Source organism: Candidatus Nomurabacteria bacterium, assembly GCA_020632075.1.
In the GTDB taxonomy this organism is placed as follows: Bacteria; Patescibacteriota; Minisyncoccia; order Phycocordibacterales; family UBA918; genus OLB19.
The window spans coordinates 168,536-179,266 of record JACKGH010000002.1 but is presented as its reverse complement, the minus strand read 5'-3'; the positions used below and the strand labels follow the sequence as shown (position 1 = coordinate 179,266).

Sequence of the window (10,731 nt, the reverse complement as noted above, 5' to 3'; positions counted from 1 at the left end):
GTGGCGGCAGGGGCTACGCCCCTGCCGCCGTATATCGAGTCGCCGGCGAGCGAAGCGAGCCGGCGCGAGCAATACCAAACGATGTTTGCCAAGGAAGCGCCATCGGTCGCAGCGCCCACGGCATCACTCCACTTCACTCCAGCTCTGGTGAATCAGCTCGAAGCTGCTGGCAGTACCTTCGTGCCAGTTACACTACAGGTCGGGCTCGGTACCTTCGCACCGGTCTTTGCTGAGAATTTTCAAACTAAGAAGCTCCACTGTGAGCAGTTTTTCGTACCCGAGGATACTGCCACGGAGATCCTGGCCGCGAGGCAAGCCTCGCGGCCGATCATCGGTATCGGCACCACGGTAGTGCGCACCCTCGAGAGCGCAAAAGAATCACTTGCCGCAGGCAGGGGAACCTACGGCACGACCGAAAAATTCATCTTCTCGCCATATGAGTTCACCTACCCAGATATCCTCATGACCAACTTCCATGTACCGAAGTCTAGTTTGCTTTGTCTGGTGCAAGCATACTTGGAACATAAAGGAGCCAAGCGGCACATTATCGATCTCTACAAAATCGGTATCCAAGAACAATTTCGTTTCTACTCATTTGGCGATGCTATGGTTATCTTGTAGGTATGTCCAAATCACTCACCGCAACATTTTTCGATCGGTCGGCTGAGATCGTGGCGCGCGAATTGCTTGGTTGTGTACTTTGTGTGCGGGTAGGAAAGAAAGTGGAGCGACACCTGATCACTGAGACCGAAGCGTATGTTGGTCCGCACGACCTTGCGAGTCATGCGTCAAAAGGTCGTACGCCGCGTACTGAGGTGATGTTCGGAAAACCCGGTACTATATATGTGTATCTTATCTATGGCATGTACGACATGCTTAATTTCGTGACGGGAGAAAAGGATTATCCAGCGGCGGTACTCATTCGTGGTGTAGGGGAATGGAATGGTCCGGGTAAGCTCACTAAGGCGCTCAAGATCACCCGCGCGATCAATGGCAAGCCGCTTGGTAAACAAACGGGCTTGTGGGTAGAGGAGCGACCAGAAGATATCTCGCCCAAGCAGATCACCACCGCACCGCGGATCGGGGTGGCGTATGCTAAGGAATGGGCAGCGAAGGAACTTCGATTTAGCTTGTGCTAAGATACCGGCATGAATATTCCACAACACTACATCGCACTAGGTATCATCGCTATTGGCGTGAGCGGATTCTTTATGACCTATCAAGGCACGCCAGCGGCAGTTGGTATGGCGGTGGAGCAACAGATCAAGTCGGTCCCGGCACAAGCTTTTGCTGAATATATCGACAATGATGCAGTGGTTTTGCTCGATATCCGTACGCCGGAAGAATACGATGGCGGGCACATTGAAGGGGCGGCGAACATTGATTTTTACGCAGCTGATTTTGATACGCAGCTCGCCAAGCTCGATCGTGATGTATCGTATGCGATCTATTGTCGGAGTGGCAATCGCACTGGACAGACTCTGAGCAAGATGCGCAAGCTTGGCTTCACCAATGTGGTAGATCTTACAGGCGGGATCGTGACCTGGGAGCAGGCTGGAAAGGAGTTGGTGTATTAGGGAGATGAATAGAGAGTAAACAGCGCGGCCCCCGAAGGGGGCCGCGCTGTTTACTCTCCTTCGAGTGCTTTCTCAACGACTGGCAAGATGCGCTCGGTCGCCCTGGCATACCCCGTGCTGTTGGGATGGATGTAATCACTCATATATTCACTGCGACCGATCAATCCGGAGAGGATGTTGGAGACATAAAACGTGCGGTACTCTTCGACGATCCGTTCGTATTCCTTCTCGTAGCGATTGCCATACAAGCCTCCTGGTTCACCAACCAGCACCACGGCTGCACCGCTCGCTTGGATCGATTCTACAATGAGTGCTAGGTTGGCGAAAGTTTTCTCGACTGGTACTTGCTGCAGTGCATCGTTGCCGCCGAGTAAGACGATCACAACCCGTGGGTCGACCTCGAGCACTTCATCGATTCGCGCCAATCCATCGGCAGTGGTGTCGCCAGGCACGCCTAGATTGATCACTTCTTGCGGAAGTGACTGTGACAGAAGTGATGCAATGTCGCTACCGCTGCCAGCACCAATCCCCGCTGCCAAGCTGTCGCCAAACACCACCACCGTACTGCCAGTGGTAGGGTAGAGAGGATCTGCCTTTGGCCAGAAGAACCAGCTGAGCAGGATAATACTGAATATCGCGAGAATGACGATCTTTCGTGACATGATGGATATAGTATGACATAGGCCGGCGCTGAAGGCGCCGGCCTTGCTATATGATTGCTAGAAAATACAGTCATTTACTGGATATTGACCGAGTCGGGGCACAGTCCACTAGGTCTTCATAGTGCCAAATGGTACAATCTTCGTGACTATGCCACGTTCATCTGAAAGTGCTGAAAGTGCTCGTACACCGCGTAAACGCGCGGTGCGAAAGCGTGCCACCAGAAAAAGTGTGGTTGAAGCACCAGTTCGAAAATCAACCCGTCGAATAGAAGAAGCGCCGCCGAAGCGAGAGGTAGCTGCGCCCGCCCCAGAGATACGTGAACCAGAGCGTAAGGCGCCGACTCCGATCGCGTCGCGAAAGGCTGGTGCTCGGCAACGCCAAAAACAGCTGATCATCGCTGCGGTGGTGTTAGTGCTTGGCGTTGGTGGTTCTGCCATGATCGGTATGACTGACCAAGGACAGATCGATATTCAGCGAACAATGGAAGAACGAAATACTCGCATCAAAAATAATACTGCGACCGAAGACGATGTTTCTGGAAGTTCGCAAATTGTGCCAGTGCAAAATACGCGGACTGCAGAACAGATCCGTCGCGTAGCGGTGGGGATTGGTGATATCGCTCCAGCGCCGCCGCCACCTCCTCAGCCAGTAGCTACTTCATCAAGCTCTACTGCAAGTAGTACCGTAATGACTGCTAGTTCTACTGATGAGGTGATCAGTGAAGAATCAGAAGTGAATGAGCCGGAACAGGTCGAAGAGCCTACTTCGTAGTGCCACACTTTTTGCAACGGCAACCGAGTGGCTTAATGACTCGCTTGAAGTAGTCTGTACCGTAGTTATAGGTCAGCTCCTCGCCGGGAGTGATCTTTTTTTTAGCATAGATAAAAACACGAGTTTCATCTTCGTTGAGTTCTGGTTCGCAGTTTGGTTTGCAGCTGTGGTTGATGTAACGAGCGATGTTTTCTCGGCCGGTACCGTCGATGGTCCAGTTGTCGTTGAGTTCGAAGAGGTATTTGCCACCGCGCCGCTGTGCTTCGTCATCGCTGATAGTTTCGCCAGTGTATTCGATCACGAGGTCACCCTTCTCAAACGGCGCGGCGGCAAATAGCCCCAATCCCGCACTGCTTCGCTTCACGACATATTTCTTTTCAGCTGACTTTGACATGGTCGACAGTATACCAAAGCACACACCTTTGCACAGAAGTGGAAAACTATTACTGCAAAAGCTGCTAGAATATTGGCAATGAGTGATGTTCTTGAGAAGTTCGTTCGAGCGACCAATTATTTAGCTGCAGCCCAAATTTATTTACAGGGTAATTTTTTGTTGGAGGAGCCGTTGCAGCCAGAGCATATTAAGCCACGCCTTTTGGGGCACTGGGGTACTTGTCCCGGTATTAATTTCACGTACGCCCATTGTAACCGAGCGATCATCGCGCATGATGTCGACATGATGTTCGTGCTTGGTCCGGGGCATGGTTTCCCGGCGATCCAGGCTAATCTTTTCCTCGAAGGAACGCTCTCAAAATACTACAAAGAACTTCCACACAGTACGGCTGGTATTGCGCACATGGCCAAGATGTTTAGCTGGCCATATGGTTATCCAAGTCACTCCAACCCAGAAGCGCCAGGCGTGATCCTCGAAGGAGGTGAGCTGGGGTACTCACTTTCAACCGCCTACGGTGCTATTCTCGATAATCCAGACTTGATCGTCACCTGTCTTGTGGGAGACGGTGAGGCAGAAACGGGTCCGACCGCTACCGCCTGGCATCTCAATAAGCTTATCGATCCGGGGAAGAATGGAGCGGTCTTGCCGATCTTGCACCTCAATGGGTACAAGATCTCTGGCCCGACCTTCTTTGGCCGCATGAACGACGACGAACTCCATGCGCTCTTTTATGGCTATGGCTACGAGCCACACTTTGTTGATGCGTATACCGAAGCAGATGTGCACGCCAAAATGATGGAAGTGATGGATGGTGCGATCGAAGCGATCCGCTTTACACAGCACTGTGCTCGAGAGGGTACGCTCCACGAGAACCCTCGATTCCCAATGATCATCCTGCGCACACCAAAAGGCTGGAACAGTATCGACTACATTGGCGAGAAGAAGATCGAAGATAATCACTACTCACACCAGGTGATCGCAGATCAAGCCAAGCATGATGCTGGTCAATTAGCACAGCTTGAAGCGTGGTTGCGTTCGTATAAGTTTGAAGAGTTGTGGAATGGCAAGAAGTTTGATGATGATGTTCAAAGTTTGATCCCGCGTGAAGGACGACGCATGGGTGACAACCCACACGCGCATGGTGGAGCTCCTCACTACAAGCCATTGAAGTTGCCGAAGGTAGAAGATTACGCAAATCTCGGTACCTGTAACCTCGACGATCCGATCTGTGGTACCGAAAGCGGTATGGAAAAGATCGGCGCGTTCTTACGTGACATCATGAAGCTGAATGCAGCAGAGCGTAATGTCCGCCTCATGTCACCAGATGAGACATACTCAAACAAAATGAACGCTGTCTTCGAGTGCACCAGTCGTGCATTTGTCTGGCCGCATAAAGACTGGGATCAGGACCTGGCGTGGGACGGTCGTGTGCTCGAAATGTTGTCTGAGCATAGTCTCCAAGGTCTGCTCCAAGGATATGTGCTCACTGGTCGACATGGTGTGTTCGTGTCGTATGAGGCCTTTGTCCAGATCGTGGCGAGTATGGCCGACCAGTACGCGAAGTTCCTCAAGATCGCACGTAGTGTTTCGTGGCGTGGTGATATCCCATCATTCAACTACATCCTTACCTCAGGTGCGTGGCGCCAAGAGCACAACGGATTTTCTCATCAGAACCCAGGTTTCATTGATGGTGTTTTGCAGCGACAGGGTTGCTTCACCAATGTGTACTTCCCAGCTGATGCTAACACGGCAGTGGTTGCGTTTAGTCGTATGATGGCGTCTAAGAATGAGATCAATGTGCTTGTGGGTTCAAAGCGTCCGCTCCCGGTTTGGCGTACACCAGAAGAAGCGAAGAAAGACATTGAGGAAGGAGTATCGATCTGGGACTTCGCGAGTGATGTCGATCCAAGCGTTGTCTTCAGTGCCGCAGGAGACTATCCAACCCTCGAAGCACTTGCGGCGATGAGCTTGGTTCGCAAGCATGCACCGACGATCAAGATGCGTTTCGTGAATATCACCTCACTCTCAGCGCTTGGTATTGGTAACACGCAGTGCCGTGTGCTTCGTCACGAATTCACCGATTACTTTACCGAAGATAAACCAGTGATCGTTAACTTCCATGGCTACCCTCAGACCATCAAGCAGATCCTTTTTGACTATGCTCGTCACCCAGAACGCTTCACGGTCCATGGGTATGTAGAGACTGGCTCTACGACCACACCGTTTGACATGATGGTGCGCAATAAGGTCGACCGATTCCATTTGGCAATGGAGGCTTTTGCCAAGGCTGCCGAACAGGGCGTGATCGGTGACGAAGAAGCACAGCGTCTGATCTCAGGTTTCCAAGAAAAACTAGCTGAACATCGCGCCTATGTGCTTGAACATGGTGAGGATATCGCTGAGATCACTAACTGGGTATGGGAACAACGCTAGTCGTCAATCCCGGTAGTTCTTCACGCAAGTACGCACTCTATCGCGATGGCGCACCAGTCATTGAGCTGCGTTTTGAGCAGACCAATACTGGGTTTGAAATGTGTTCACAGATCTCAGGGACACAGCAGGTCTGTGAATCAGTCAAAGAAACCGATTTCTCAGACGCGTTTGCACGGGTGGCCGAGGCGGTCAATGGGTACCTCATGCGGGAATCGGTCGGAAAGCGACTTGATTCTGTTGCAGTTCGAGTGGTTGCTCCTGGGACCTTTTTTCAGCGTCATGCGATACTCGACGATGTATACCATAGCAAGCTCAAGCGTCGCGAGTCTGCAGCACCGCTCCATATTCCGGTGCTCTTACGTGAGATCAAAGCGATCCAAAAATATTTTCCAGAGGTACGGATCATCGCTGCTTCAGACAGCGCGTTTCATAGTGACATGCCACCGCAAGCTCGCGAATACAGCATAGCCGTAGCAGATGCAAACGAATTCGATATCCATCGGTTTGGCTATCATGGACTCTCGGTCTCATCGATCGTGCGTCGGATCCACCCGCTCATTGGGATCGATCCTGAACGAATGATCGTTTGTCATATCGGTAATGGCACCAGTGTCACTGCGGTAAAAAATGGTACCAGTGTTGAAACGACAATGGGCTTTGCGCCATCAACAGGAGTACCGATGGGGAGTCGCGCAGGCGATGTCGACAATGCGGCACTACTTGAGTTGATGCGAGTGAAGAATCTGCGTCCACGCGAAGCAGAGATGTATATCAATAATAGTGGAGGGTTAGCAGGTTTGTCTGGTGAGTCAGACATCCGTCGTCTGCTCGATCTGCGCTCGCAAAATGACGCAACAGCAACGCATACGCTCAATACCTTTGCGTACCATCTTCAAAAGGCGATAGCAGCGCAGACAGTGGCTCTTGGTGGTCTAGATGTATTGGTCCTCACTGCCACTGCGTCAGTGCGAAGTTCTGAGCTACGAAGCATCATTCTCTCAGGTTTGACTCATCTTGGAGTGCATGTGAGCAAGGACCGCAATGATCTACTGGTAGGGAAGGATGGTGTTGTTAGTGTTCGTAATAGTGCGGTAAAGGTCGTCGTAATGCGTACTGATGAAATGGGCGAGATGGCGCAGGTGGCTGCACAGTTTAGTTAGTAGCCAGCTATTTTTGAGGTAACCGAATGATACTATAGTAGAGAATATTCTATATGGAGCAATCGTGGTTTGATGCAAATAAAAAACCTTTTTTCCAGGCGATGGCAGTATTCGTTGTTTTATTTGGTATTGTGGTCTTGCTGACGGTGTACTACGATTTTTCTCGCGTCGACTTGGCTGGTCTGTTGTTCATGGTGTCGTTCTTGTGCTGTGTATTTGCAGCCAAGAACACCTTCGATATTGCAAAGTCGACCGTTCATACCGAAGAGCTTAAGAAGAATCTCACTTCAGACTTGCTCATTTCTTCAGAGGAACTTTACTTGCAACTCTACAAGAACAGCCCAGTGCCGTATCTGATCATTGATGATGAGGGTCATGTAAAGTCAGCCAACATCGCTGCGGTGCGATTACTAGGAGCGAGTCAGGAGAAAGTCCGTGGGATCAATGTATTCAATCGACTGCAGTGCGACGAGCTTGAACACTTGGATCTGCTGGTAGAGAAGTTTCACAATGGCGTCTCGGTCAGTGATGAAATGGTGCGAGTAAAGCGGCCAGACAAGCGAGAAGCCTGGGCGCTTCTGTCACTTTTTACCTGTAGTGAAGGAGTTGGAAAGGGGCTTGGTCTCATGACGCTTGTTGATATCACGAAGCAAAAGAAGGCTGAAGACGCTAAGTCAGAATTCGTATCGCTTGCCTCTCACCAGCTTCGTACCCCGATCGCGGGGATGAAATGGAGCGCTGAGTTGCTCCAGATGGACAATCCAGATTCTCTTAGTGAGCGGCAACACAAGTACATCAATCGTTTGTTGGTGAGTGTGCACCGTATGGCGCTCTTGGTAGATGACTTCTTGCGCGTATCGCGATTCGAGCTTGGTACTTTCCAGCCAGAATTCTCGACAGTCGATCTGGCAGAGATCTTTGAGGATGTTATGAGCGAACAAGAGTCTCGAGTAAAGCAGAAGAAACTCACTGTAAAACAGTTCTTTGATGAATCGATTCCAAAGGTGATAACTGACCCTAATCTTATCCGTATGATCGTAACCAACCTCTACTCGAATGCGGTGAAATACACGCGCGATAGCGGCACAGTCCACATAGGCTTTGGGCGCAAAGGAGAGAGTTTTGTGATCACGGTGGCAGACAATGGTATGGGTATTCCGGCGGAAGATCAAGATGGTATCTTCACGAAGCTTTTCAGAGCTTCAAATGCGGTGCGTAATGTGCCAGATGGAACCGGTCTTGGGCTGTACATCGTGCGTGAAGCAGTGGCGGTACTCAAGGGTCAGGTGTCGTTCACAACTACCGAAAACATCGGTACTACATTTGAGGTGGTGTTGCCACTTGAACTACCAAAAGGCAAGAAAAAAGCGTAGACTCGCTACGCTTTTAGCTGTTCTTCAATTCGCTCTAGTAAGTCGGGAACGCTCCATTCAGGTTTGAATAAAATAAGGTCAGTTGGCAGGTCAATATTCTTTGAGATATTTTCAGTAGACTCTGAAGCAGTAAGAACCATAATGTTGGAGTCCTTTCCCCAGTCGTTTTCACGTATACGACGATAGACTTCGTACCCGTCGATATCGGGAAGTCTGATATCGAGGAGGATCAGGTCTGGTTGGTGCTCGATGGCCATCATGGCTCCTTCGCGTCCATTTGGTGCGATCAGTGCTTTATGGCCCTTGATCGCGAGCATATCTTCAAGAGACTCAGCCAAGTACGGTGAGTCTTCGATTACGAGTACGGTCTTCTGTGACATATGAACTAGTGTATCGCATTTTAGGCATATCTGTACCCCTTAGCTGTGGTTCTGTGGTGTATAGTCGTACCGCCCCTTGCCAGCAGGTAAGAAACTATGAGACCATACGTCAACAAATACTATGAATAAGAAATACGTTGTTGCTGTCATTATCATCGTTGGCATTGTCGGATATGCGCTATACACGCAGCTTATTAAGCCAACACTCGATGACCGGATGGTCAGTGCGGTGGTGCCGATGACGATCCAGAATGAGGATCTCGCATTTGCCTTCACCTACCCAAGCGGGGAAGCGGGGTATACATTGATCGAACCTCCGGTACCGACCACCACTGCCAGCGGTCTACAAAAAGTGTATTTGCTCATGGATACGCAAGAGTACATTGCATTCCAGCAGAGTGAATCTGCAGAGACGCCGCCAACGGTCAGTGTGTTTGTAGTGAAGATGCCAGACGTGGAAGTTGAGGGTGATCGTGAGACGCGCCTCATTGCGTGGGCAGAGCAGTATCCGCAATTTTCTTCATACGCAGTGAAGAATGATGATACGGAACACTATGATCTTGATGGTGTGGATGCGATCCGGTATAGCACTGACGGTCTCTATCGCCAGCAGGTATATTTGGCTTCGTATCGAGGGAATGCATATGTCTTCGTGGGGCAGTACAACGATGATGCTGATGGTATTCGTGACATGTATCTGCATCTGGTGAACTCAGTGACATTTGAGTAAGTATAAAAATACGAAAACCGCCTGTGGCGGTTTGGGTTGGTTGTGCGGGTCCCCTCTGGGGACCCGCACTTTTACTGTAGTGCTCACGCATATCGTCGCCTGGTGGCGCTGTTGACCTGTTCCATATCGATGATGTACGGAGCGAATGCTCTGCAAGCTTCGATAAACCGGGCGAAAAGACCGACCTTGGTCTGAGTCAGCTCGTAGCAGATCACTGAACCAGAGATCACTCGTTCTCCGGCGGCGAATGCGCTTAGTCCGGAAATGACAAGGTGTAGCAGGCTGTTGATCAAGCTGGCACCATAATGCAGAGCCTTTCTCCGCACTTTGTTGCTGGTGTCCCACTTTTGGCGATGTAACACATGCTTTTGCACGCCTCGTGCGAACGCTCGTACGCAGACGGCATCAGCGTGGCCCTGACAACAATTCGGCGACACATAGACGCGGTCGATCTCAAGACTGTCATCAGGCAACTCGTGTGTCACGAGTTCCTTCCACTCAGATGGAAGTCCAAGCAGATCGTACACGATACGACAACCCAGCAGGATCGTCGGGTCGTGGTCCGGTCCGGTAATGGTGAGGACGTACTCTGACTGGTGATTGCCATCGAACATGTCGTCGACGTACGGATCACCAGTGCGGTCGAAGAGACCACCTTGTCGCATCGGGACAAAGCCCAAGACACCCGTGTGATGGATGTCATGGAAGAGGCTGATAAGCCTTACTTCGTCAACGTTACCTGCTTCCTGAGCGAGGAGTGGCGAAAGGGAAACGACTCGAATGTCGGTCCCTGGAATGGTTGTGAGCGTTTCCATTGGAAACCTCCTTTCTTTCTGTTGAACTGGGGGAGCTTTACCTCCCGTTATCATAACAGAGTGCGGGAGGCTAGCTCCATGGATATTAACGTCAAAGTAAACAAAAAATACAGCTGAGGGAAAGTTAGCATAAATATTGACATTTGTCAACATTTATTTCTATGAAAAATGCGCGGTTTCAAGCCGCGCATTTCAATGAGTATCAGACCATTCGATACCAGTGTTCGTCCTCAGGCACTCGTATTGTGGTGGTGCCGAGGCGTTGTTTTTCTTTAAAGAACATCCAGCCGCCCCCGCGACGTGCGATCACGTCATAGGGGCGGAGCTTTGTGTGTGCAGGAAGTTTGATCGCATAGATCTTCCAGGTTCCGCCAGTTTGCGCATGGAATTCCGGCGCAGGGAACTCGGGTTCAGGATTATTCAAGAAGCTGTACT

13 protein-coding genes are annotated in these 10,731 nt (G+C 50.6%); 8 read left to right on the top strand and 5 right to left on the bottom strand.

The annotated features are described in order from the left end of the window. The 3 genes from H6786_05955 to H6786_05945 form a co-directional block, all read left to right on the top strand. The coding region (locus H6786_05955; protein ID MCB9816903.1) for an S-adenosylmethionine:tRNA ribosyltransferase-isomerase at positions 1–621 on the top strand (621 nt) is incomplete at its 5' end. Between the two features lie 2 nt (positions 622–623). Further along, positions 624–1,139 carry a DNA-3-methyladenine glycosylase gene (locus tag H6786_05950; protein ID MCB9816902.1) on the top strand — a complete coding sequence of 172 codons (516 nt, stop codon included), beginning with the start codon at positions 624–626 and terminating at the stop codon, positions 1,137–1,139. A 9-nt stretch (positions 1,140–1,148) separates the two neighbouring features. Then, entirely contained in the window at positions 1,149–1,577 is a 429-nt protein-coding gene (locus tag H6786_05945) for a rhodanese-like domain-containing protein (protein ID MCB9816901.1), read from the top strand. A gap of 50 nt (positions 1,578–1,627) precedes the next feature. On the opposite strand, the gene H6786_05940 is transcribed toward H6786_05945, so the two are convergent. Beyond that, positions 1,628–2,239, bottom strand: coding sequence for an arylesterase (locus H6786_05940; GenBank protein ID MCB9816900.1), 612 nt, complete (start codon positions 2,237–2,239; stop codon positions 1,628–1,630). A 148-nt stretch (positions 2,240–2,387) separates the two neighbouring features. On the opposite strand from H6786_05940, the gene H6786_05935 reads away from it, so the two are divergent. Further along, a complete protein-coding gene (locus tag H6786_05935; protein ID MCB9816899.1) occupies positions 2,388–3,011 on the top strand; it encodes a hypothetical protein in 624 nt (207 codons plus the stop codon). Here the strand turns inward: H6786_05935 and H6786_05930 are convergent. Beyond that, positions 3,001–3,405 carry an SET domain-containing protein gene (locus tag H6786_05930; GenBank protein ID MCB9816898.1) on the bottom strand — a complete coding sequence of 135 codons (405 nt, stop codon included), beginning with the start codon at positions 3,403–3,405 and terminating at the stop codon, positions 3,001–3,003. The genes H6786_05935 and H6786_05930 overlap by 11 nt on opposite strands. A 78-nt stretch (positions 3,406–3,483) precedes the next feature. Here H6786_05930 and H6786_05925 point away from each other — a divergent pair, with 78 nt between their 5' ends. Genes H6786_05925 through H6786_05915 form a run of 3 tightly spaced genes read left to right on the top strand, consistent with a single transcriptional unit; the run spans position 3,484 to position 8,371 of the window. Beyond that, the gene (locus H6786_05925) at positions 3,484–5,838 is read left to right on the top strand and encodes a phosphoketolase family protein (protein MCB9816897.1); all 2,355 of its coding nucleotides are present in this window, start codon (positions 3,484–3,486) and stop codon (positions 5,836–5,838) included. Further along, positions 5,823–6,998 (top strand): hypothetical protein, encoded by a 1,176-nt coding sequence (locus H6786_05920; GenBank protein ID MCB9816896.1) that lies wholly within the window; start codon positions 5,823–5,825, stop codon positions 6,996–6,998. Before H6786_05925 ends, H6786_05920 begins: the two co-directional genes overlap by 16 nt. Positions 6,999–7,051: 53 nt before the next feature. Further along, positions 7,052–8,371 (top strand): PAS domain-containing sensor histidine kinase, encoded by a 1,320-nt coding sequence (locus tag H6786_05915; GenBank protein ID MCB9816895.1) that lies wholly within the window; start codon positions 7,052–7,054, stop codon positions 8,369–8,371. A 5-nt stretch (positions 8,372–8,376) separates the two neighbouring features. Here H6786_05915 and H6786_05910 read toward each other — a convergent pair whose 3' ends face one another. Continuing rightward, positions 8,377–8,751 (bottom strand): response regulator, encoded by a 375-nt coding sequence (locus H6786_05910; protein ID MCB9816894.1) that lies wholly within the window; start codon positions 8,749–8,751, stop codon positions 8,377–8,379. A gap of 121 nt (positions 8,752–8,872) precedes the next feature. Here H6786_05910 and H6786_05905 point away from each other — a divergent pair, with 121 nt between their 5' ends. Continuing rightward, positions 8,873–9,481: a hypothetical protein gene (locus H6786_05905; GenBank protein ID MCB9816893.1), complete on the top strand. Its 609-nt coding sequence runs from the start codon at positions 8,873–8,875 to the stop codon at positions 9,479–9,481. Between the two features lie 83 nt (positions 9,482–9,564). Here the strand turns inward: H6786_05905 and H6786_05900 are convergent, their stop codons facing one another. Next, positions 9,565–10,296, bottom strand: coding sequence for a hypothetical protein (locus tag H6786_05900; protein ID MCB9816892.1), 732 nt, complete (start codon positions 10,294–10,296; stop codon positions 9,565–9,567). 202 nt (positions 10,297–10,498) lie between these two features. Further along, entirely contained in the window at positions 10,499–10,720 is a 222-nt protein-coding gene (locus H6786_05895) for a hypothetical protein (protein MCB9816891.1), read from the bottom strand. Positions 10,721–10,731 lie beyond the last annotated feature (11 nt).

Coding starts and splice junctions, on each gene's coding strand:
- H6786_05915 (MCB9816895.1), top strand. CDS start 7,052: ATGGAGCAATCGTGGTTTGATGCAAATAAAAAACCTTTTTTCCAGGCG.
- H6786_05900 (MCB9816892.1), bottom strand. CDS start 10,296: ATGGAAACGCTCACAACCATTCCAGGGACCGACATTCGAGTCGTTTCC.
- H6786_05910 (MCB9816894.1), bottom strand. CDS start 8,751: ATGTCACAGAAGACCGTACTCGTAATCGAAGACTCACCGTACTTGGCT.
- H6786_05930 (MCB9816898.1), bottom strand. CDS start 3,405: ATGTCAAAGTCAGCTGAAAAGAAATATGTCGTGAAGCGAAGCAGTGCG.
- H6786_05940 (MCB9816900.1), bottom strand. CDS start 2,239: ATGTCACGAAAGATCGTCATTCTCGCGATATTCAGTATTATCCTGCTC.
- H6786_05945 (MCB9816901.1), top strand. CDS start 1,149: ATGAATATTCCACAACACTACATCGCACTAGGTATCATCGCTATTGGC.
- H6786_05920 (MCB9816896.1), top strand. CDS start 5,823: ATGGGAACAACGCTAGTCGTCAATCCCGGTAGTTCTTCACGCAAGTAC.
- H6786_05950 (MCB9816902.1), top strand. CDS start 624: ATGTCCAAATCACTCACCGCAACATTTTTCGATCGGTCGGCTGAGATC.
- H6786_05925 (MCB9816897.1), top strand. CDS start 3,484: ATGAGTGATGTTCTTGAGAAGTTCGTTCGAGCGACCAATTATTTAGCT.
- H6786_05905 (MCB9816893.1), top strand. CDS start 8,873: ATGAATAAGAAATACGTTGTTGCTGTCATTATCATCGTTGGCATTGTC.
- H6786_05935 (MCB9816899.1), top strand. CDS start 2,388: ATGCCACGTTCATCTGAAAGTGCTGAAAGTGCTCGTACACCGCGTAAA.